We start from the raw sequence: 22099 nt of genomic DNA on the forward strand, positions 1-22099 counted from the left end.
CTCCGAGTTTCGTCTCGTGATTCGGTTCGGTCGCCCGGCATCATCGCATGCCCGGCCGCCGGGTGCGGGTGAATGAACATCCCGCCCCCGGCGCTGCTAACGTCGCGGCCATGCAGGTGGTGTTGCGGCATAATCCGTCGTCCACGGTGGCACGGTGTTTTCTCGCCGGTGGGGAGCCGTTGCGTGCGGAAACCGGTGCGATGGTGGCCCATTCGGCCGGAGTGAGCCTGGCCGCGAAGGCCGAGGGCGGATTTCTGGCGGGGCTGAAGCGTTCCGTGCTGGCCGGTGAGTCGTTCTTCGTGTCCACGTTCACCGCGCCTCCGCAGGGCGGCTGGGTCGATGTCGCGCCGGCGTTACCCGGTGACATGCTGGCGCTGCCGATCGCGCCGGACCGCCCGTACTTCATCAGCCGCGGCGGCTGGATCGCCAATTCCCATGGCGTGCAGGTGGAAGCGAAATGGGGCGGTTTCGCGAACATGTTCGGCGGCGAGGGCGGATTCGGCCTGCGCGCCCGGGGGCAGGGCGAGGTCGTGGTCGGTGTCTTCGGCGCGATCGACGTGATCGATCTGCAGCCGGGTGAGTCGGTGACCATCGACTGCGGCCACGTGGTGGCCTACGACCTCGCACTGAAATTCGGTATCCGCCGGGCGGTTTCGGGTCGTTCGCTGCAATCGATCACGTCCGGCGAGGGGCTGGTGTTCGACTTCACCGGTCCGGGCCGGGTGCTGCTGCAGACCCGCAACCCGGGTGCGTTCGCGGCCTGGGCCGGTGCGGTCACCTCGTCCGGTTAGGCCCGATTACGCGGGTGCAGCAGGTCGCCGATCAGAACTCGGGTGTCGGGGACGAACGGCCAGCCGGGATCGCTCAGATGCTCCCACAGCTGGGCGTCGGTCCACCACCAGCCCGCGGCGATCTCCTCCGCCTGCACGGTGATCGGCCCGTCGGAGCGGATCTCATAGGCGAACAGGTGGCACCGCATCGGGCGGCCCGCCCAGCTGCCGTCCCAGGACACCCGGGCCAGCGGCCGCGGGTCCGCCGGAGCCGCAACGATTCCCAGCTCCTCACCCAGCTCGCGCGCCGCCGCGGCGGCGGGATCCTCCCCGGGGGCCAGCACGCCGCCGGCCAGGCAGTCGTGCATTCCGGCGAACACCATCTTCGTATCGGTACGCCGATGCACGTAGATGCGGCGCCCGTCGAGCGATCGCACCAGCACGCCGGCGCTGGCATGCCACAATCCTTCGGCATACACCTCGGCGCGTTCGGCACTGCCGGTCTCGTTGCCGCGGCCGTCGTAGACGGCGATGACCTCACCCATTCCCGCCACCCTAGGCGGTGGGCGGGGGAGAATGCGCCCACGGTGGCGCATCGGCGGCCAGCGCGGACGATGGTGGTAGGACAACGGCGAGGCGAGGTGATGCTCCGTGGTGATCGATCTGAACAGCGATCTCGGGGAGGGGTACGGTCCGTACACGATGGGCGACGACGAGGCGCTTCTCGACGTCGTGACCAGCGCCAATATCGCCTGTGGCTTCCACGCCGGGGATCCGGTGATCATGCGGCGCACGTGCGATCTGGCGGTCGCGCACGGGGTGCGGATCGGCGCGCACATCTCCTATCGCGACCTCGCCGGATTCGGCCGCCGCGAGATGGCGGTGTCCCCGGCCGAGCTGACAGCCGAGTCGATCTATCAGATCGGCGCGCTCGACGGCTTCGCCCGGGCGGCCGGTGATCGGGTGCGCTATGTGAAACCCCATGGTGCGCTGTATCATTCGGCGGCGTCCGATCCCGCTGCGGCCGCGGCAGTGGTGGTGGCGCTGGTCGCCTTCGGCCAGTTGAGCCTGCTCGGGCCCGCCGATTCGGAGCTCGCTCGCGCGGCGGAGGCGGCCGGAATCCCGTTCCACGCGGAGGGTTTCGCCGACCGCGCCTACACCCCCGAAGGCAGGCTGGTGCCGCGCGGGCACGCCGGTGCGGTGCTGGCCGCGGAAGCGGCGCTGGGACAGGCGGTGTCGATCGCCGTGGACGGACACGCCCACACGGTGGCCGGCGACCCGGTGCGCGTCGAGGTGCGCAGCCTGTGCGTCCACGGCGATTCGCCCGATGCCGTCCGGATGGCACACTCGATCCGGCAGTCGCTGCTGGACAAGGGCGTCGAACTGCGGAGCTTCACATGAGCGCGGTGACCGTGCGGCCCGCGGGCGACCGCGCGCTGCTCCTCGAACCGGCCGACGCCGCCCAGCTGCCGCTGCTGCTCGACCACCTTCGGCGCACGCCGATCGACGGGGTGGCCGACTTCCTGCCCGCCGCTCGGACCGTCCTGCTCACGCTGTGTCCCGGTATCGACCCGGCGGTGATCGAATCCCATGTGCGCGCACTGGATCTCGCGCCGGGCGCCGATTCCGACAGCCTGGCCGCCGCGGAGACGGTCACCGTCCCGGTGTGCTACGACGGTCCCGACCTCGCCGATGCCGCCGAACTGCTGGGCATCACACCCGGGCAACTGATCGAGCGGCACACCGGTGTGCCGTGGCGATGCGCCTTCATCGGTTTCGCCCCCGGATTCGGCTATCTGCATGCACCCGACGCCGAGCTGTCGGTGCCACGACGCCCGCAGGCCCGCACCGCGGTCCCGGCAGGTTCGGTCGCGCTGGCGGGGGGATACAGTGCCGTCTATCCGCGTAGTTCGCCGGGCGGCTGGCAGCTCATCGGCCGTACCGACCTGGTCCTGTGGGATGCGGCGCGGCCGGAACCGGCGCTGTTGCGCGCGGGTACGCGGGTCCGGTTCGTGGCGGTGGATCGGTGAGAGCCCGGGCGGCGCGGATGCGCGTTCTCGAGCCGGGAGCGCTCAGCACCGTGCAGGATCTCGGGCGGCCGGGCTGGTTCCACGCCGGGGTCGGGGTCTCCGGGGCCCTGGACCGCCGGGCGCTGCGTCTGGCGAACAGGCTGGTGGGCAATGCCGAATCGGCGGCGGCCATCGAGTGCGTGCTGGGCGGGCTGAGCGTGGAATTCGACGCCCCGGTCGTGGTGAGCGTGACGGGCGCACCGGTGCCGATCAGCGTCGGCCGCCGCGCCGAACCGCCGGCGTCGGTGCTGTTCGTCGCGGCAGGGCAGCGGGTGCGGATCGGTACGGCCGAGACGGGGCTGCGGTGCTATCTGGCGGTGCGCGGCGGCGTCGCGGTGGAGCCGGTACTCGGATCTCGCAGCCGGGACACGATGGCGTGCCTGGGCCCCGAACCGCTGCGCCGGGGAGACACCCTGCCGGTCGGCGCTCCGCCGCGTGGCTGGCCGACCGTCGAGCTCGCTCCGGTCGTCCCGCCCACCGGGGGAACGCTGCGGGTGCGGGCCGGGCTCGGGCCGCGCGCGGACTGGTTCCACAATCCCGCCGATCTGTTCACCGGCGCCTGGGAGGTCTCCACGGACACCGACCGGATCGGCGTACGCCTGGACCGCCACGGTGAGGCCCCGCCGCTGCGGCGGGCGAACGATGCCGAATTGCCCACCGAGGGAATGGCTTTGGGTGCAATTCAAGTGCCACCCGCGGGCCGCCCGGTGGTCCTGCTGGCGGACCGGCCGATCACCGGGGGGTACCCCGTGGTGGCCACGGTGATCGACGCCGACGTGGATCTGCTCGGTCAGGCCCGGCCCGGCCAGCTGATCGAATTCCGTTGCTGGCAGCGCTGATCCGCCGCACGGACGGGTCGGAACACCTCTCGAGGGGGGACAGCGGATTGGTCTGCGGGGCGACGCCCCGGCGGCCGGAAACCGGGCCGGGTCGACACCCGGCTCGGCTTCGTCGGCAACACGCGCGATGTCACGATCTTCGGCTGCACCGGCCCGACGCAGCCGTGGTCGCGGATATGGCCGGAGTGGATGCACCTGTGACGCCGATGCGCGACCGCACCGCGGGTGGGCCTCACTGGGTGTGGGCCGGGATCGGCGCGGGACCGAACCAGCGGGTGAGCGCGCGAGGCAGACCGCCGGCTGTTGCATCGTCGGTAGCCCATGCGACGTACCCATCGGGACGCAGCAGAATCGCTGCCGGTGTACTTGCTGCGGCCGCGGTGTCGACGGCCTGGTTCGAGGAGGGACCCGGATCGAGAGTGAGTGTGCCGGAGACGATGTCGACCCGCGCACGCCACCCGTGCGCCGAGGCGGCCGCTGTGCCCGTGGCGTCGATCAGCAATGGCCGCGCGGGGTGCAGCAGCTCGGCAACCCGGGTGGTGCCGCCGTCGGTGGTGACCGTGTAGTCGGGCACCAGATATCCGGACAGGCGATGGTCGTCGCCGACGTCGTAGCGGATGTCGGATCCGGCCAGGAGCTGGGCGAGGTGTAAAGCGACCTCCGGGATCCGTACCAGCTCCCCGAAGAGGTCGCGCAATCCGGTGACCTCGGGCCCCGGTGCCATCAACGCGCTTTGCGCGAGACTGTGCATCATCACTCGCTCGGCCACCGGGCGGCGTTCGCTTTCGTAGGTGTCCAGCAGTCCGGCCGGTGACCAGCCGTTGACCTCCGCCGCCAGTTTCCAGCCCAGGTTGACCGCGTCCTGCAGTCCGAGATTCAGTCCCGGGCCACCCATCGCGGAGTGGACGTGCGCGGCGTCTCCGAGCAGGAAGATCCGGCCGTCGCGATACCGCTGCGCCACCCGGGTGTTCTGACCGACGTTGCGGCGCAACGCATGCGGACCGGCGCCGGCCGGCGGTTCGATCGGCACGTCGGCTCCCAGCACCCGCTCGACGCTCTCCCGTAGCTCCGTGAAGGTAACGGGTTCGTCCTCGGCCGGACAGTGGTCGGTGCCGTATTCGCTCACCCCGATCATCGGCCGCCCGGGCATCAGCTCGGCGAAGAGGAACATGCCCTTCTCCACGCGGTTGTGGCCGAAGTGGAACCGCCCCACGTCGGGAATGTCGATGCCGCCGTCGGGTGTGCGCAGCCGGTCCGGGACGGTGGCATGGCCGAATCGGGACACGCGGTCGGTCACGGTGCAGCCGGGGAAGTCGATGCCGGCCAGCTTGCGCACCGTACTCTTCCCGCCGTCCGCGGCGACCAGGTAGCGGGTGCGGATACGATAGCCGCCGTCGGGACCGTCGACGGTCGCTACGACATGGTCGGGATGGGATTCGAGATCGCGCAGGCTGTGCCCCCACCGCACCGCCACGCCCAGTTCCCGCGCGCGGGCGGCGAGCAGCGCGAGCAGGTACGGTTGCGGAATGGGCAGGCCGTATATCGGATTGTCCGCCAGTCCGGCCAGGTCCAGCCGCAAGCCGCTGAACGAATATCCCGGCAGCGGTGCGGGGCTCGTGGGCGCACGGTCGCCGACGGCGGGCTGGTACAACCCGCGCATATCCATCAGCCGCACCACCTGCCCGATGAGACCGTTGGCCTTGGGTTCGGTGCTGGGTTCGGGCAGCTTGTCCAGGACCGCCGCCGTGATCCCGCCAAGAGCGAGTTCGCAGGCCAGCATCAGCCCGTTCGGCCCGGCACCGGAAATCAGGACATCACAGGTGTTTTCGGACATGACGAATCAGACCCCTTGTCGGATAAGCGGTTTCGAGGGAGGGAGAAAAGTTCAGTGGGGTTCGGGCAGGCCGGCCGCGACCAGTTCCAATGCCTGGCTCGTGAGCGCGGTGATCGAGGTCGGAGGATCGCACCGGGGATAGACCTCGATCGCCGACACCAGCGCCGCGAGCACGGCTTCGGCGACCAGCCGTGGGTAGAGCGTGCCGGGGTCGGTGCCGGTGCGTTCGGCGATCACCTCGGCGAAGGCGTCGGCGGTGGTGCGGGTCAGCACTGCCTGCGCCTCGGGGCTGGCGATGAGCTTGCGCACCTCGGCCTGCCGGTCGCGCGGCGGGGGATCGGCGTCGAGCCCGTCGACCCGCAACGGTTCCAGCATCGCCTCGGTGATCGCGGTCCACAGCGGCTCGCCGGCGGGCCGGGCCCGCAACAGTTCGATCCCCCGGTGGATGCGGTCGATCTGCCGGTACGCCAGCGCCTCGTATTTGCTGGCGAAGTAGTTGGTGAACGTGCGCACCGATACGCCCGCGCGGGCGGCGATATCCTCACGCAGCACCTGGTCCAGACCGCGTTCGAACATCAGCTCCAGTGCCGCATCGCTGAGCGCACGCCGGGTATCGAGCTTCTTGCGTTCCCGCAGCCCCCGAGCCGGGTCCCTGGTCATGATCTCAGTATCGAGGAAAGTGGGAGACACTTCAATAGTGCACGACGAGAAACTTTGCCTTTCAGGCAAAAATATTACCCCGCCGCTATCGGCCGGGCGCGCTAGGGTTCGGCTATGACATCCGGACAGACGCAGATCTGGCACAACCCCCGCTGCTCGAAGAGCCGCGCGGCCAAAGCCGCGCTGGACGAGGCCGGTGTGGACTACGTCGAGCTGCGATATCTCGATGATCCGCCGACCGCCGATGATCTGCGGAAGGTGCTGGCACAGCTCGGCCTTGAGCCGTGGGACATCACCCGCACCGGTGAACCGGACGCCAAGGAGCTCGGCATGCCGGGCTGGTCGCGTACGGAGGCCGACCGCGAGCAGTGGATCGAGACACTGGCGAGCAATCCGAAGCTGATTCAGCGACCGATCGTGGTCACCCCCGACGGCCGGGCCGTCGTCGCGCGGGACGAACAATCGCTGAAATCGGTGCTGTAGACCTCCATCCGGTGCGGGGCCGGAGAACGACCGGCTGCGCGGCAACCACTTCGGTGTGCCGCGGCATTACCCGACGGACGCTGGGGACTCCCGGCGCCGAGCCGCTGATCGTCGGCTTCGACGTGGTCGTTCTCGACGGTGATCGCATTGCCCGCGTGCACGGATTCCTGGACAAGATTCCGGGCTGACCGTCCGCAGTGTCAATGAATGCCGTTGTCCGCCAGGGGAAAAGGCGGCCGCCCAATTCCGGCGATCCGCAGATTTCCCCACGGGTCGCGCTCCTGCAGCCGGCCCGCGGCGGGCTCGCCGCCCGCGATCCGCAGCGACACCGCACCGCGTCCGGGGTCGGGCAGCAGGTCCGCCTCCGTCGCGGTGAGACGGCCGTACCAGTGGTAGTGACCGTCGATCGGGTCCGGATGCCCGTTCAGCGCGACCGTCACCGCGAGTTCGGCGCCCGGTCCGTCGAGTACCGCGGGACCGGCGTACTCGCAAGCGGGCGCGCGATCGGCGGCGACGGTCGTATCGAAGTGACGGCGATCCGGTCGCGGCAACCTCCGGCCGAGGCGGGGATTCGCTGCCCAGCGACGTGCCGATTCGTGCTGCACGGCACGTCGCAGCTGGATTCGGGTAGCGCCGGTTCGGCACATCGCCACGATGCAGCGCGCGGCGTATTCGGCGCGGACCTGCACCGGATGGTGCGGCCAGTGCGCGCCGGCGGGGGAGTGTGTCCAGAACAGGTTGGGCATCTCGTGCATCGTCGTGCCGAGATGGGCCACCCGGCCGTCGCTCAGCAGCGTGTGCAGGTCGGCGCCGATTCCGGTGATGCGGCGGGTATCGAGGTCGGCATCGGCCAGGATCACCACCGACGCCGTGGTCGTGCCGTCGTCCGAGCGCAGCCGCCAGCGGTCGTGTGCGCCGTCGAATTCCATGGTGTGCACCGCGGCCGGTGGCCGATCGGCCGCGAGCGCGGTCGAGCCCAGGACGGCGATGTCGCGAATTCCGTTGCGCCGCAGCGTCGCCGCGACGACCGGCGCCGACGGCCGGGCCGCGACGACAGCCACGCCGCCCGCGCCGTGCCGGTCCGGCCTCATGCGAGCAACCCCCGCCGCCGCCAGAGTAGCTTGCCGATCGGGCCGAGCAGCCCGTTCTCGTCCAGGAACGCACCCAGGTCGGCGCCCCCGGCCGCGAGCATGCGGTGCGCGTGCGGATTGGCCAGCGCCGCGCGCACGGCCGCGCGCCCGTCCAATCCGGCGCGAATGTACATGTGCCGGTTGGTGATCAGCCGGACGAACAGCGGAGCGGCCACCGCGACACACGTCCGCACGTAGGCGCGTTCCGCGCGCGACATCGCCGGTACGCGCCGGGCGAGGGCGTCGCGGGCGAAGCCGATGTGGCGCGCCTCCTCGGTGACGTGCACGCGGAACGTGCGCGCCACCACCGGCTGCAACTGCGGATCGTCGATCGTGCGGCGTTGCAGCGCGTCGAAGATCTCCTCGCCCACCAGCGCTCCCACCCACACCATCGGTCCGTGCAGAAGCAGTTGCAACGACGAGATCGCCAGCCGGGCAGGGGCTTTGGGCCAGTAGGGCCGGGCGTCGATGCGGTCGATCAGTTTGCCGAACATGGTCATGTGGCGGCATTCGTCGCCCATTTCGGTCAGCGTGTAGTGCGAGCGGTGCGAGGTGGGATCGCCGTTCATCAACTCCCGCAACAACAGCCGGTTCAGGATGTTCTCGAACCAGATGCCCACCGACAGGATGTTCGCGAGTTCCTGCCGCGACAGCTCGCGCCGCTGCTCGGGTGACATCGCGTTCCACAGGTCGGTGCCGTAGAGGGAGACCACCTCCGGTGGCAGGAAGAATTTGTCCGGATCCAGCGGGGCGTCCCAGTCCAGATCGACGACCGGGTCGTAGGACTTGCGGACCGAACCGAGCAGCAGGCGCTGCGCGAAGGTATCCCGCGGGAGCAGGGTGGCGTCGTTGCCCATGACTGCGCTCCAAACGAATCGAATTACCGAGACAGGCTGTAACATCAAGGTTAGTGAGACGAGGTGTATCGGTCAATACCGCATGAGTATTGTTGACATGTGAGTGAAACCGGTGGACAACGGCCCCCGCGGCGTGCGGAACGGTCCGTGGCGGCCGGTGTGGACGGTCGCAGTACCCGCTGGAACGGGCACAAACAGCGGCGGCGTGCCGAGGTGATCGAGGCCGCGGTCGCGGTGATCGAGGAGAACGGCGCCGAGGTGTCGGTCCAGCAGATCGCCGACCGGCTGGGCCTGCCGCGTCCGGTGGTGTACCGCCATTTCGACGGGCGGACCGATCTGGACGAGCAGATTCGCGGCCGCATCCTGGAATCGCTGCTGACTCAACTACTTCCGACGCTCCGGGCGGACGGAACCGTCAAGGACGCGGTGCGCGGAGCGGTCGGCACCTATGTCGGCTGGGTGGACTCGCATCCGCAGCTGCACCGATTCCTGGCGGCGAGTGCCCCGCAAGGGGATTCGTCGCTCGCGCTGGCCGGGGCACGCGACCGCATCGGCGCCCGGCTCGCGGATCTGTTCGCCACCGCCGCCGCACGCGTCGGCATCGACCCGGTGCGGGCCCGGCCGATGGCCTTCGGGATCGTCGGATTCGTCGACGGGGTGGTCAACAGCTGGCGCGCCGACACCGCCTCGGCGCTGGGGTCGGAGCAGATCGAGGCGATCGTGACCGAATCGGTGCTCGGGCTGCTGGAGAGCAATGCACGCAGTCTGGGGGTTCCGCTGGACCGCGACGCCACCGTCGCCGACCTGGTCGCACGGTCCGAGGCGGCGGCCCCGGACCCACTGGCCGTCAACTGAATTCGCGACGCCGCACGGCGCGGTGACGGGCCACCGCACCCGGGCGGCCCCGGGGATCGTGCGCGTCGCCTAGGCTCGACCCATGCAGCGCATCATCGGAATCGAGGTCGAGTACGGCATCTCGACACCGACGGAACCTTCGGCGAACCCGATTCTCACGTCCACCCAGGCGGTGCTGGCCTACGCGGCGGCCGAGGGCGTACCCCGGGCCAAGCGCACGCGCTGGGACTACGAGGTGGAGTCGCCGCTGCGCGATGCCCGCGGCTTCGACCTGGGCCGGCTCAACGGGCCGGCGCCGGTGATCGACGCCGACGAGGTCGGCGCGGCGAACATGATCCTCACCAACGGCGCCCGCCTCTACGTCGACCACGCGCACCCCGAATATTCGGCTCCCGAGGTCGTGGACCCGCTGGACGCGGTGATCTGGGACAAGGCGGGTGAGCGGGTCATGGAGGCCGCCGCCCGCTATGCCTCCAGTGTGCCGGGTGCGCCGCGTATGCAGCTCTACAAGAACAACGTCGACGGCAAGGGTGCCTCCTACGGCACCCATGAGAACTATCTGATGAACCGCGATACGCCGTTCAACCAGATCATCGTCGGCCTGACGCCGTTCTTCGTCTCCCGCCAGGTCGTCACCGGGTCGGGGCGGGTCGGCATCGGGCAGTCCGGCGACCACGCGGGTTTCCAGCTGTCGCAGCGCTCGGATTACATCGAGGTCGAGGTGGGCCTGGAGACCACCCTCAAGCGCGGCATCATCAACACCCGCGACGAACCGCACGCCGACGCGGACAAGTACCGGCGGCTGCACGTGATCATCGGCGACGCCAACCTGGCGGAATGGTCGACCTACCTCAAGGTCGGCACTACCGCGCTGGTGCTGGATCTGATCGAGGCCGGCGAGGACCTGTCGGACCTGCAGCTGGCGCGTCCGGTCACCGCCGTGCACACCATCAGCCACGATCCCAGCCTGCGCGCCACCGTCGCGCTGGTCGACGGCCGCGAATTGACCGGCCTTGCGCTGCAACGGATCTACCTCGACCGGGTGGAGAAGTTCCACGACCGCGAGGGCACCGACGACGCCCGCGTGACCGATGTGCTGGAGAAGTGGGCGCATGTGCTCGACCTGCTCGAACGCGACCCCATGGACTGCGCGCACCTGCTCGACTGGCCGGCCAAACTGCGCCTGCTCGAGGGTATGCGCAGCCGCGAGGGCCTGGGCTGGGCGGCGCCGAAACTGCATCTGATGGATCTGCAGTACTCCGACGTGCGCCTGGACAAGGGGCTCTACAACCGCCTGGTGGCCCGCGGTTCGATGGAGCGCCTGGTCTCCGAACAGCAGGTCACCGACGCGATGACCAACCCGCCGACCGACACCCGCGCCTACTTCCGGGGCGAATGCCTGCGCCGCTTCGGCGCCGATATCGCGGCGGCGAGCTGGGATTCGGTGATCTTCGATCTCGGCGGTGACTCGCTGGTCCGCATTCCCACCCTGGAGCCGCGCCGTGGGACGAAATCCCACGTCGGCAAGTTGCTCGAGGGCGCGGGTACGGCCGCCGAACTGGTCAAGCAGCTCACCTCCTGAGCGGGTGGCCGGGCCGCCGGCGGCGCGCTCGTGCCGGGGTGGCCCGGCGTGCTGTGACGTTGCGGCGGGGGCACATTGCGAGGTAATCCGGCATGTTGTCACCGTCGCTGGGTAGTGTTGAGGGACGAGCATCGGAGGTTTCCGATGCTCGCCGATGATCAGTACAGAGGAGGTCGGCTGCTATGGCACAAGAGCAGACCAAGCGCGCCGGTGGTGGCGACGAGGACGACGACGCGGCCGGTGTCGAGGCCGCGGGACAGGAGCGCCGCGAAAAGCTGGCCGAGGAGACCGACGACCTGCTCGACGAGATCGATGACGTGCTCGAGGAGAACGCGGAGGACTTCGTGCGTGCCTACGTCCAGAAAGGCGGCCAGTGACAAAAGGTGACCCCTTGCGGCTCCACATGGGGTACGCCCTCTCGTCATTCTCCGAATATCTGCGGGAAAACGCGCCGGAACTGTTGCCGGGCAACGGTTTCGGGCGCGCCGCCGGCGGTAACGGCTCGGCCGGGGATCTGGCGCCGCACGGCACCACGATCGTCGCGGTGACCTACCGCGGCGGTGTGCTGATCGCCGGTGACCGCCGGGCCACTCAGGGCAACCTGCTGGCCAGCCGCGATATGGAGAAGGTGTACATCACCGACACCTTCTCCGCGGCCGGTATCGCCGGCACCGCGGGCGTGGCGGTCGAGATGATCCGCCTGTTCGCGGTGGAGCTGGAGTACTACGAGAAGATCGAGGGCGTGCCGCTGACCTTCGACGGCAAGGCCAACAAGCTGTCGAAGATGGTCCGCGACAATCTGCCCGCGGCACTGCAGGGTTTGGCGGTGGTGCCGATCCTGGTCGGTTACGACCTCGAGGCCACCGATCCGGAGCGGGCCGGCCGCATCGTGTCCTACGACGTGGTCGGCGGCCGCAGTGAAGAGCGCTTCGGCTACACCGCCACCGGTTCGGGCTCGATGTTCGCCAAGTCGTCGTTGAAGAAGACCTACAGCCGCGATATGGACGAGGACCGCGCACTGCGCATCGCCGTCGAATCGCTGCTGGACGCCTCGGACGACGACACCGCCACCGGCGGCCCGGATCTGCAGCGCGGTATCTTCCCGACGGCGATCGTCATCAATGCCGAAGGGGCGCTGGAGGTTTCGGACGAGCGGCTCGAGCAGATCGCGCGCTCGATCGTCGACGAGCGGGTGGCCGAAGAAGGGAGTGCGCGTCCATGACACTGCCGTACTACGCGTCGGCCGAACAGATCATGCGCGACAAGACCGAACTTGCGCGCAAAGGCATCGCCCGGGGACGCAGTGTCGTGGTGCTGGTGTACGACAAGGGTGTGCTGTTCGTCGCCGAGAATCCCTCGGCGACGCTGCACAAGGTGAGCGAGCTCTACGACCGCATCGGATTCGCCGCGGTCGGCAAGTACAACGAGTTCGAAAGTCTGCGTCGTGGTGGAATCCTGCAGGCCGACCTGCGTGGATACCAGTACGACCGGCGCGACGTGACCGGGCGGGCGCTGGCGAACATGTACGCCTCCACCCTGGGCACGATCTTCACCGACCAGCTCAAGCCCTACGAGGTCGAGATCTGCATCGGTGAGGTCGGCTATCCGGAGCAGGAGTCGAATTCGGTCCTGTACCGGATCAACTTCGACGGCTCCATCGTCGACGAGCGCGACTTCGTGGTGATGGGCGGCAATACCGACCCGATCAGCACCGCGCTCAAGGACACCTTCCAGCCGGGCCTGGAGTTGCGGGCCGCGATCCGCACCGCCGTGGACGCCCTGCAGAAGGGTTCGCCCGACAACAGCGACAAGGACAAGCGCGGTATCGCGGTGTCCTCGCTGGAGGTGGCGACGCTGGAGCAGGCCCGCCCGCGCCGGGCTTTCCGCCGCATTCCGCACGCCTCGCTGGAGACGCTGCTCTCCGCCGACGGCGCGGCGAGTGCGGGGGAGGAGAACGCCGAGCCGGAGACTCCCTCCGCCGGAGATCCCTCCAACCCGTAACCGCTGGTAGCGGGCTCGAATCAGCCGCCCGGCCCCATCCTGTGATCGTGAGGATGGGGCCGGGCGGCTGTCGTCTGCGGGGAGTACCCGCACCACGAACCCGGTGCTGCCGGCGGCGTCGCGGCCGGTAGAGCCCATATTGTTGTGAACCCGTATGCAACCGCTTGCTCGCACAGCCACTTTCGCCGTTCGCTTTGCCGTAATGTCGATGGTGTGCAGCGACGAATTATGGGGATCGAGACCGAGTTCGGGGTGACGTGCACGTTCCACGGTCACCGTCGGTTGAGTCCTGACGAGGTGGCCCGGTATCTGTTCCGCCGGGTGGTGTCCTGGGGCCGTAGTTCGAACGTATTTCTCCGCAACGGAGCGCGGCTCTATCTCGATGTCGGTTCCCATCCGGAGTATGCGACGGCCGAATGTGACTCGCTGGTTCAGCTGGTCACCCACGATCGCGCGGGTGAGCGGGTGCTCGAGGAGTTGCTGATCGATGCCGAGCAGCGCTTGGCCGAGGAGGGGATCGGCGGTGACATCTATCTGTTCAAGAACAACACCGATTCGGCGGGTAACTCCTACGGCTGCCACGAGAACTTCCTCGTGGTGCGGGCCGGCGAGTTCTCCCGGATCTCGGATGTGCTGTTGCCGTTCCTGGTGACCAGGCAGCTGATCTGCGGTGCCGGAAAGATCCTGCAGACGCCGAAGGCGGCCACGTTCTGCCTGTCACAGCGGGCCGAGCACATCTGGGAAGGGGTGTCGTCGGCGACCACGCGGTCGCGGCCGATCATCAACACGCGCGACGAGCCGCATGCCGACGCGGAGAAGTACCGCCGCCTGCATGTGATCGTCGGCGACTCGAACATGGCCGAACCCACCACGATGCTGAAGGTGGGTACCGCGGCGCTGGTGCTGGAGATGATCGAGGCCGGGGTGTCGTTCCGCGATTTCGCGCTCGACAATCCGATCCGCGCGATCCGCGAGGTCAGCCACGACCTGACCGGCCGCCGACCGGTGCGGCTGGCGGGCGGCCGGCAGGCCAGCGCGCTCGACATCCAGCGCGAGTACTACGCCCGCGCGGTCGAGCATCTGCGTAATCGCGAGCGCGATCCGCAGGTGGACGCCGTGGTGGACCTGTGGGGTCGCACGCTCGACGCGGTCGAGGCGCAGGACTTCGCGAAGGTCGACACCGAGATCGACTGGGTGATCAAGCGCAAGCTGTTCCAGCGCTACCAGGATCGGTACTCGATGGAGTTGTCGGATCCGAAGATCGCCCAGCTGGATCTGGCCTATCACGACATCAAGCGCGGCCGTGGAGTGTTCGATCTGCTGCAGCGCAAGGGTCTGGTCAAGCGGATCACCGAGGACGAGGCGGTCGATGCCGCGGTGACAACTCCGCCGCAGACGACACGGGCTAAACTGCGCGGTGATTTCATCACCGCGGCGCAGGAGGCGGGCCGCGATTTCACCGTCGACTGGGTGCACCTGAAGCTGAACGATCAGGCGCAGCGCACGGTCTTGTGCAAGGACCCGTTCCGGTCCGTGGACGAGCGCGTGGATCGGTTGATCGCCTCGATGTGAGGGCCGACGGCCCCGCGGCGGTTCGCGGGGCCGGTCGATCCGGCTGCCGGCGGCGATATCCCGGCGCGGATCGGTGCGGTGGTGCACCGTCGTTCCGGGAGTCCGATTACTCTGTGTCGGGTGGCGATTTCCAAGGTCGAGCGGCTGATGAATCTGGTGATCGCGCTGCTGTCGACCCGGCAGTTCCTGACCGCGGAGCGCATTCGCGACAGCGTTGCCGGCTACGAGGAGTCGGCCAGCGACGAGGCGTTCAGCCGGATGTTCGAGCGCGACAAGAACGAACTGCGGGATCTGGGGATCCCGCTCGAGGTCGGCCCGGTGGGCCGGTTCTCCGGGCAGGAGGGCTATCGCATCAATCGCGATGCCTACGAACTGCCCGATATCGATCTGACCAGCGCGGAAGCGGCGGCGGTCGCGGTGGCGGTGCAGTTGTGGGAGTCCCCGGAGCTGGCCAGCGCCGCGGAGAGTGCGGTGCTCAAGCTGCGGGCCGCCGGGGTGCATGTCGACGCGGACGCGGCCTCGGCGTCGGTGCCCGCGGTTCCGGCCCGCACCCGGGGCTCGGAGGCCGCGCTGGGCAAGCTGCTGGCGGCCATCGACGCGGGGCGGGCGGTGCGATTCGAACATCGCGTCACGCACAACGCGCCCTACGCCACACGCGATGTGGAGCCGTGGGGTGTGGTGACCCGGCACGGACGCTGGTATCTGGTGGGCCACGACCGCGACCGGGACGCCGTGCGGACCTTCCGGTTGTCGCGGATCGGGGCCGACGTCGAGGTGTACGGGCCCGAGAACGTGGTGCACAAACCGGCGGATGTGGATCTGCGTCAGATCGTGGCGCGGGTGACGGGTGCGGCGCCGGTGACCGGATCGGCGACGGTATGGGTGGCGCAGGAGCGCGGGCAGGAGATCCGCCGGCTGGGCGTGGTGATCGCCGAGGAGACGGTCGCCGGTCGCCCGGGTTCGGTGGTGGAGGTGCCGGTGCGGTCGCGGGACTGGCTGGCGCGGCTGATCACCGGTCTCGGCCCGGATGCGCTGGTGCTGGCCCCGGAGGATCTGCGGGCCGATGTGATCGCGCGGTTGCGGTCGGTACTGGAACGGACGGAGGTGTCGGCATGAGACGCGCGAGCGTCGCAACGGCCCGGGCGGGGGTGCGGCGATGAGCAGCCGATTGTCGACGCGGCTGTCCCGGTTGCTGAATATGGTTCCGTACTTCCTCGCGAATCCGGGGATCAGCGCGCCCGAGGCGGCCGCGGAACTCGGGGTCAGCACCAAACAGCTGATGAGCGACCTGAATCAGCTCTGGATGTGCGGTCTGCCCGGTTACGGTCCAGGCGATCTGATCGACCTGTCGTTCTCCGAGGAGAGCATCGAGGTCACCTTCTCCGCCGGTATCGACCGTCCGCTGCGGCTGACCTCGATCGAGGCGACGGCGCTGCTGGTGGCCCTGCGCTCGATCGCGGATCTGCCAGGCATGGTCGATCCGACCGCCGCCCGGTCGGCGACCGCCAAGATCGAATCGGCCATCTCCGGTGAGGCCGGGCATCGCAGCGAACCCGACACCGCGGAGCCGGTCGAGGCGCCGGCGGTGACCACGGTGCGTTCCGCACTGGCCGACGGGCGTGCGCTGCGGCTGGTGTACTACTCGGCGAGCCGGGATGTGGTGTCCGAGCGTGTCGTCGATCCGATCCGAATCGTGCTGGTGGACAACAACTCCTATCTGCAGGCGTGGTGCCGGCAGGCGGAGGGGGTGCGGCTGTTCCGGTTCGACCGGATCGAGGAGGCCACCGAACTCGACGAGCCGGCGAACCCGCCCCGCCACGCCACCGAGGAGTCCGCGGGGCTCGACCTGTTCTCCGACGATCCGGCGGTTGCCTTGGCGCGCTTGCGCATTCGTGGCGACTACGGGTGGGTGCTGGATCAGTATCCGATGCATCCGGTGGTGGTCCATCCCGACGGCAGCGTCGAGGCGACGATGCGGTTCGCCACGCTGGGCTGGATCGCGCGACTGCTGCTCGGCTTCGGTTCCGGTGTCACCGTGCTGGGGCCGCCGGAGCTGGTGAGCGCGGTGCGGGAACGGTCGGCCGCGGCACTGGCCGCCTACGACGAGGTCGGCGACCTCGGTTACGACCGGAACATGGTCGAGGAGGTCGGGCCCGCGTGACGTTCCGGGTGACGGTGCTGGGCGCCGGAAGTATCGGTCTGTTCGTCGGCGGCAAACTGGCCGCCGCCGGTGCCGAGGTGACCTTCGTCGGGCGCCCGCGGTTGCTGGACGAGATCGGCGCGCACGGGCTGCGGCTGACCGATCTGGACGGCGGCGACGATCGCGTCGCGGCGGGCGGTTTCCGCACCGAGACCGAACCGGACAGCGCCGCCACCGCCGATCTGGTGCTGGTCACCGTGAAGTCGGCGCAGACCGCCCAGGCCGCCGCGCAACTGCGCCATCGGGTGCGCGCGGACACCGTGGTGGTCAGCCTGCAGAACGGCATCGGCAACGATGCGGCGATCCGGGAGGTGCTGCCGACCGCGGTGGTCTCGGCCGGCATGGTGATGTTCAACGTCGTGCACAGCGGTCCCGGCCATTTCCATCGCGGCACCGACGGCACCGTCGCGGTGGCCGACGACCCGGCGCTGTCCCGATTCGCGCCGCTGTTCGAACGGGCCGGGCTGCCCCTGGACCGGCATCCGGATCTGCGCTCGGTGCAGTGGGCCAAACTGCTGCTCAACCTCAACAACGCGATCAACGCGCTGTCGGGCCGGCCGCTGCGCGAGGAGCTGGCCACCCGCGACTACCGGCGGTGTCTGGCGCTGGCGCAGGACGAGGCGCTCGCGGCGATGCGGCGCGCCCGGATCCGTCCCGCGCGGCTGACCGTGCTGCCACCGCGCGTGATGGCCCGCCTGCTGACGGTTCCCGATGCCGTCTTCGAGCGGGTGGCCGGCCGGGTGCTCGCGGTGGACCCGATGGCGCGCTCGTCGATGGCCGACGATCTGGCCCTGGGCCGGCGCACCGAAATCGATTGGCTCTGTGGGGAAATCGTCGAGCTGGGCCGGATGGTGACGGTGCCTACCCCGGTGAACGCACGGCTGGTCGACCTGATCCGGGCCGCGGAGAACGGCGACGAACGCCGCTGGACCGGCCCCGACCTGCTCGCGGAGCTGCGCGGAGCGGTCGCTCGCGATGCGACGCGGCCGGTGTCGAGCTGACCTGCGGCACCGTCTCGCCGATTCCCGGGTGACGACGCGCGTCGTCGCCGGATCGGGGTCCGGTAGCATCGGACATACCACAGTCTTGGGAGGTTTTCGATGGGTTCATTGAGCCCGACGCACTGGCTCATCATTGCGTTGGTGATCCTGCTGCTGTTCGGCGCCAAGCGGCTGCCCGACGCCGCCCGGGGTCTCGGACGTTCGTTGCGCATCTTCAAGAGCGAGATGAGCGAGATGCAGTCCGAGGGCTCGGCGAACGCGGGTTCTGCGAACACGGGGTCGCCGAGCGTGTCCGGCACCGCACAGCAGTCGGCGCCCGCGGCCGAGCTGCCGCCTGCTCAGCCGGTGAATCCGGCGCCGCAGGCCGACAAGGATCGTCACACGGCCTGATCCGGCCCGTCTCGAGGCCGCCACCCCGGTAACGCCCGCGGGGTGGCGGTGCGATGGCGGTTGGGCGTTGCATCCGGATCCGGCCAGGTGATCAGCGAGGCAGTCACATCCATGCGCATTCCGTTCGACCCCCGCCGTAGCCGGCGCAGGACGAATCCCGACGGCACCATGTCGTTGGTCGAACATCTGCACGAGTTGCGTTCGCGACTGTTGAAGTCGCTGCTGGCGGTGGCGCTGACCACGGTGCTCGGCTTCCTCTGGTACTCGCATTCGTTCCTGGGCATCGAAAGCCTGGGCGATCTGCTGCGTGGGCCGTACTGTTCGCTGCCGCCGGAACATCGTGCGCAACTGACCACCGACGGCGCCTGCCGGCTGCTGGCCACCGCGCCGTTCGAACAGTTCATGCTGCGGTTCAAGGTCGCCTTCACCGCGGGCGTGGTGATGGCCTGCCCGATCTGGCTCTACCAGCTGTGGGCGTTCGTGACGCCCGGCCTCTACGCCAAGGAGCGCAAGTACGCGGTCAGCTTCGTCGCCTCCGGTGTGGTGCTGTTCGTCACGGGCGCGGTGCTGGCGTACTGGGTGGTGGCGCATGCGCTGAGCTTCCTGATGGGGATCGGCAGCAATGTGCAGATCACCGCGTTGAGCGGTAGTCAGTACTTCGGGTTCATCATCAAGCTGCTGATCATCTTCGGGGTGAGCTTCGAGACACCGCTGCTGATCATCGGGCTGAACATGGTCGGCGTGCTGACCTACGAGCGGCTCAAGAAGTGGCGTCGCGGCATGATCTTCGGGCTGTTCGTCTTCGCCGCGATCGTCACCCCCCAGGATCCCTTCTCGATGCTGGCGCTGGCCGCCGCGCTCACCGTGTTGTTCGAGGTGGCTGTGCAGGTCGCCCGGCTCAACGACCGGCGCCGCGCTCGCCGGGGCGACAACTGGGGTGCGCTGTCGGATGACGAGGCCTCCCCGCTCGGCGGACCGGACGATCTGGACGGGGTGAGCCCGGTGGAGCCCGCCCGGCCGGTGACGGCGAGCGGACCGGTCTCGGCCGAGCCCGCGGCGAAAACTCCGCGCCCGGTGTCGGACTACTCCGATACCCTCTGAGCGTGGGACAACCGTCGCTGACTGGCGAACTCGCGGCATTCGCCGCCGACCTGAAATTCTCCCTGGACCCGTTCCAACAGCAGGCCTGCGCGGCGCTGGAGAACGGGCACAGTGTGCTGGTGTGCGCGCCGACCGGCGCCGGTAAGACCGTCGTCGGGGAATTCGCCGTGCACCTGGCCCGTGCGGCCGGTGGGAAGTGCTTCTACACCACCCCGATCAAGGCGCTGTCGAATCAGAAGTACTCCGATCTGGTGGACCGCTACGGCCGCGACGCGGTCGGACTGCTGACCGGTGACCAGTCGATCAATCCGGACGCCCGGGTCGTGGTCATGACCACCGAAGTGCTGCGCAACATGCTCTACGCGGGCTCGGACGCGCTGCACGGGTTGTCGTTCGTCGTCATGGACGAGGTGCACTATCTGGCCGACCGGTTCCGCGGTGCGGTGTGGGAAGAGGTCATTCTGCATCTGCCGCCGGAGGTGCGCCTGGTGAGCCTGTCGGCGACGGTCAGCAATGCCGAGGAGTTCGGTGCGTGGATGGAGACCGTGCGCGGCGACACCGCGGTCATCGTCGACGAGACGCGGCCGGTGCCGCTGTGGCAGCACGTCATGGTCGGGCGGCGGCTGTTCGATCTGTTCGACACCAAGTCCAGTGATCAGAAGATCCTCGTCGACGAGGATCTGGTGCGCTACATCAAACACCGCGAGGCCGCCGACCGGATGAACGGCTGGTCCGCACCGCGCCACCGCGGTGGCCCGCGTCGCGACTTCCGCCCGCTGCCGCGCCCGGAGATGCTCGCCCGCCTCGACGAGGAAGGGCTGCTGCCGGCGATCACGTTCATCTTCAGCCGGGCCGGCTGCGACGGCGCCCTCGCCCAATGCTTGCGCTCACGCCTGGATCTGAGCCGTCCCGACGACGCGGTGGAGATCGAGGCGGTGATCGAGCGCCACACCGGTGATCTGCCGCGCGCCGATCTGGATGTGCTCGGCTACTGGGAATGGCGTGAGGCGCTCTTCCGCGGCCTGGCCGCCCATCACGCCGGTATGCTGCCCGCGTTCCGCCACACCGTGGAGGAGTTGTTCGTCCGCGGGCTGGTGCGGGCCGTATTCGCCACGGAGACACTGGCTCTCGGCATCAACATGCCGGCACGCACGGTGGTGCTGGAACGGCTGGTGAAGTTCAACGGCGAAACCCATGCCGAGCTGACTCCCGGCGAATACACACAGCTGACCGGCCGCGCCGGACGCCGCGGTATCGACATCGAGGGCCACGCGGTGGTGATGTGGCATCCCGACGTCGACACCAGCGCCGTCGCGGGCCTGGCCTCGACCCGCACCTATCCGCTGCGCAGCTCGTTCCGGCCCGGTTACAACATGTCGATCAACCTGATCGACCGGATGGGCGCCGCGCAGTCGCGGGAACTGCTGGAGCGCTCGTTCGCGCAGTTCCAGGCCGACCGATCGGTGGTGGGCCTGGTCCGTGGCATCGAGCGCAACGAGGCACAGGTGCGGAAACTGCGATCGCAGATCGGTGACGACGGATTCCTCGAATATCTGTCGCTGCGCGAGCGGATCAAACAGCGCGAACGCGAACTGGAACGGCAGGGGCGGGCCGATCGGCGCGGGGCGTCGGTCGAGTCGCTGACTTCGCTGCGCCGCGGTGACGTGGTGGCCATCCCGACCGGGCGCCGCCAGGGACTCGCGGTGATCCTCGAACCGGACGCGAGTCCGGGCGATCCCCGCCCGCTGGTGCTGACCGCCGACACCTGGGCCGGTCGGGTCTCGGCCGCCGATTTCCCGACTCCCGCTCAGCCGCTGGGCCGGATGCGGCTGCCCCGCCACGTCGACCACCGCACCGCGCGGGCGCGCCGCGATCTGGCATCGGCGTTGCGCAGCACCGGAATCGCGGTCCCCGGACGAGGCCGGCGCGGGGGTCGGGCGCGCGCGGCCGACGATCGGGAACTGGCGACGCTGCGGCGTGCGCTGCGCGCCCATCCCGCCCACACCCGGCCCGACCGGGAGCAGCTGGCCCGGCTGGGGGAGCGCTACAACCGGCTCGAGCGCGAGACCGAGTCGATGCGCCAGAAGGTCGCTGCGACAACGAATTCGCTGGCGCGCACCTTCGATCGGATCGTCGCGCTGCTGAGTGAGCGCGGCTATGTCGACGGCGGGGAGGTCACCGCCGACGGCCGGCGGCTCGCCCGGATCTACACCGAAGCGGATCTCGTTGTGGCCGAATGCCTTCGGCAGGGCCTGTGGCGCGGGCTCGGTGCCGCCGAACTCGCGGGCGTGGTGTCGGTGCTGGTCTTCGAATCGCGGCAGGAGGGCGGCTACCTCGGCCCGGCCGGGCCGACCGAACCGGTGCGGCGCGCGGTCGGCGCCACCATCGGCGTGTGGAGCCAGCTGCGCACCGACGAGGCACGGCACAAGCTGCCGCCGACCCGGGAACCGGATCTGGGCTTCGTCACCGGCATCTACAAATGGGCCCGCGGCGACGGATTGGCCGAATCGTTGCTGGCCAGTGGTGATCAGGGCAGTGCGTTGTCCGCGGGTGACTTCGTGCGCTGGTGCCGGCAGGTGATCGATCTGCTCGACCAGATCCACCAGACCGCCGACGACACCGAAATCGCCGCCACCGCCGCCAAGTCGGTGCGTGCCATCCGGCGTGGCGTTGTGGCGGTGGACGCCGCGTAGCGTGCCCGGCTGTGATTGGATGACTACCGGTACCGACCGTGGTGAGGGCCTGATCACCTCAC

At 69.2% G+C, this 22099-nt stretch carries 23 protein-coding genes; 18 read left to right on the plus strand and 5 right to left on the minus strand.

What is annotated here, in order from left to right; translation table 11 throughout:
* Positions 1-110: 110 nt before the first annotated feature.
* Complete coding sequence (locus IRT45_RS08465) at positions 111-791, plus strand: TIGR00266 family protein (RefSeq protein ID WP_194805293.1); 681 nt, start codon at positions 111-113, stop codon at positions 789-791.
* On the opposite strand, the gene IRT45_RS08470 is transcribed toward IRT45_RS08465, so the two are convergent.
* Positions 788-1315 carry an NUDIX domain-containing protein gene (locus tag IRT45_RS08470; protein ID WP_194805294.1) on the minus strand — a complete coding sequence of 176 codons (528 nt, stop codon included), beginning with the start codon at positions 1313-1315 and terminating at the stop codon, positions 788-790. The genes IRT45_RS08465 and IRT45_RS08470 overlap by 4 nt on opposite strands.
* Before the next feature lie 106 nt (positions 1316-1421).
* Here IRT45_RS08470 and IRT45_RS08475 point away from each other — a divergent pair, with 106 nt between their 5' ends.
* From IRT45_RS08475 to IRT45_RS08485, 3 genes are read left to right on the plus strand one after another with little or no spacing between them, the layout of a single operon-like run.
* Positions 1422-2171: a LamB/YcsF family protein gene (locus IRT45_RS08475; RefSeq protein ID WP_194805295.1), complete on the plus strand. Its 750-nt coding sequence runs from the start codon at positions 1422-1424 to the stop codon at positions 2169-2171.
* A complete protein-coding gene (locus IRT45_RS08480) occupies positions 2168-2800 on the plus strand; it encodes an allophanate hydrolase subunit 1 (protein ID WP_194805296.1) in 633 nt (210 codons plus the stop codon). The genes IRT45_RS08475 and IRT45_RS08480 overlap by 4 nt, the downstream gene beginning before the upstream one ends.
* Positions 2801-2817: 17 nt before the next feature.
* A complete protein-coding gene (locus tag IRT45_RS08485; protein WP_194805297.1) occupies positions 2818-3678 on the plus strand; it encodes a biotin-dependent carboxyltransferase family protein in 861 nt (286 codons plus the stop codon).
* Between the two features lie 232 nt (positions 3679-3910).
* On the opposite strand, the gene IRT45_RS08490 is transcribed toward IRT45_RS08485, so the two are convergent.
* Together IRT45_RS08490 and IRT45_RS08495 are read right to left on the minus strand one after the other, a co-directional pair.
* Positions 3911-5512, minus strand: coding sequence for an FAD-dependent monooxygenase (locus tag IRT45_RS08490; RefSeq protein ID WP_194805298.1), 1602 nt, complete (start codon positions 5510-5512; stop codon positions 3911-3913).
* Between the two features lie 51 nt (positions 5513-5563).
* Complete coding sequence (locus tag IRT45_RS08495) at positions 5564-6172, minus strand: TetR family transcriptional regulator (RefSeq protein ID WP_194805299.1); 609 nt, start codon at positions 6170-6172, stop codon at positions 5564-5566.
* 114 nt (positions 6173-6286) lie between these two features.
* Between IRT45_RS08495 and IRT45_RS08500 the strand changes: the two genes are divergently transcribed.
* On the plus strand, positions 6287-6655 hold the full coding sequence (locus IRT45_RS08500; protein ID WP_194805300.1) for an arsenate reductase family protein: 369 nt from the start codon (positions 6287-6289) through the stop codon (positions 6653-6655).
* A gap of 11 nt (positions 6656-6666) precedes the next feature.
* Entirely contained in the window at positions 6667-6843 is a 177-nt protein-coding gene (locus IRT45_RS37710; RefSeq protein WP_309240848.1) for a hypothetical protein, read from the plus strand.
* 12 nt (positions 6844-6855) lie between these two features.
* On the opposite strand, the gene IRT45_RS36725 is transcribed toward IRT45_RS37710, so the two are convergent.
* Together IRT45_RS36725 and IRT45_RS08515 are read right to left on the minus strand one after the other, a co-directional pair.
* Entirely contained in the window at positions 6856-7746 is an 891-nt protein-coding gene (locus IRT45_RS36725; protein WP_228533950.1) for a DUF4873 domain-containing protein, read from the minus strand.
* Positions 7743-8642, minus strand: coding sequence for a diiron oxygenase (locus IRT45_RS08515; protein WP_194805301.1), 900 nt, complete (start codon positions 8640-8642; stop codon positions 7743-7745). Before IRT45_RS08515 ends, IRT45_RS36725 begins: the two co-directional genes overlap by 4 nt.
* Positions 8643-8741: 99 nt before the next feature.
* Here IRT45_RS08515 and IRT45_RS08520 point away from each other — a divergent pair, with 99 nt between their 5' ends.
* The 12 genes from IRT45_RS08520 (at position 8742) to IRT45_RS08575 (ending at position 22037) form a co-directional block, all read left to right on the plus strand.
* Positions 8742-9497 carry a TetR/AcrR family transcriptional regulator gene (locus IRT45_RS08520; protein WP_309240849.1) on the plus strand — a complete coding sequence of 252 codons (756 nt, stop codon included), beginning with the start codon at positions 8742-8744 and terminating at the stop codon, positions 9495-9497.
* Positions 9498-9579: 82 nt separating this feature from the next.
* Positions 9580-11079 (plus strand): depupylase/deamidase Dop, encoded by a 1500-nt coding sequence (gene dop, locus IRT45_RS08525; protein ID WP_030518124.1) that lies wholly within the window; start codon positions 9580-9582, stop codon positions 11077-11079.
* Between the two features lie 182 nt (positions 11080-11261).
* Entirely contained in the window at positions 11262-11456 is a 195-nt protein-coding gene (locus IRT45_RS08530; protein ID WP_030518123.1) for a ubiquitin-like protein Pup, read from the plus strand.
* Positions 11457-11482: 26 nt separating this feature from the next.
* Positions 11483-12301, plus strand: a complete 819-nt coding sequence (gene prcB, locus IRT45_RS08535) for a proteasome subunit beta (RefSeq protein WP_194805342.1) — start codon at positions 11483-11485, stop codon at positions 12299-12301.
* Positions 12298-13080, plus strand: coding sequence for a proteasome subunit alpha (gene prcA, locus IRT45_RS08540; protein ID WP_194805302.1), 783 nt, complete (start codon positions 12298-12300; stop codon positions 13078-13080). The genes prcB and prcA overlap by 4 nt, the downstream gene beginning before the upstream one ends.
* A gap of 213 nt (positions 13081-13293) precedes the next feature.
* A complete protein-coding gene (pafA, locus tag IRT45_RS08545; protein WP_181320965.1) occupies positions 13294-14652 on the plus strand; it encodes a Pup--protein ligase in 1359 nt (452 codons plus the stop codon).
* Positions 14653-14772: 120 nt separating this feature from the next.
* Complete coding sequence (locus IRT45_RS08550) at positions 14773-15768, plus strand: YafY family protein (protein WP_157104306.1); 996 nt, start codon at positions 14773-14775, stop codon at positions 15766-15768.
* Between the two features lie 40 nt (positions 15769-15808).
* A complete protein-coding gene (locus tag IRT45_RS08555; RefSeq protein WP_194805303.1) occupies positions 15809-16813 on the plus strand; it encodes a YafY family protein in 1005 nt (334 codons plus the stop codon).
* The gene (locus tag IRT45_RS08560; RefSeq protein ID WP_194805304.1) at positions 16810-17853 is read left to right on the plus strand and encodes a 2-dehydropantoate 2-reductase; all 1044 of its coding nucleotides are present in this window, start codon (positions 16810-16812) and stop codon (positions 17851-17853) included. The genes IRT45_RS08555 and IRT45_RS08560 overlap by 4 nt, the downstream gene beginning before the upstream one ends.
* 99 nt (positions 17854-17952) lie before the next feature.
* The gene (gene tatA, locus IRT45_RS08565; protein ID WP_194805305.1) at positions 17953-18243 is read left to right on the plus strand and encodes a Sec-independent protein translocase subunit TatA; all 291 of its coding nucleotides are present in this window, start codon (positions 17953-17955) and stop codon (positions 18241-18243) included.
* Between the two features lie 111 nt (positions 18244-18354).
* Positions 18355-19344 (plus strand): twin-arginine translocase subunit TatC, encoded by a 990-nt coding sequence (gene tatC, locus IRT45_RS08570; protein WP_194805343.1) that lies wholly within the window; start codon positions 18355-18357, stop codon positions 19342-19344.
* Positions 19341-22037 (plus strand): RNA helicase, encoded by a 2697-nt coding sequence (locus IRT45_RS08575; protein WP_228534030.1) that lies wholly within the window; start codon positions 19341-19343, stop codon positions 22035-22037. Before tatC ends, IRT45_RS08575 begins: the two co-directional genes overlap by 4 nt.
* Positions 22038-22099: the final 62 nt, after the last annotated feature.

Source organism: Nocardia sp. BSTN01 (assembly GCF_015354405.1).
Classification (GTDB): domain Bacteria; phylum Actinomycetota; class Actinomycetes; order Mycobacteriales; family Mycobacteriaceae; genus Nocardia.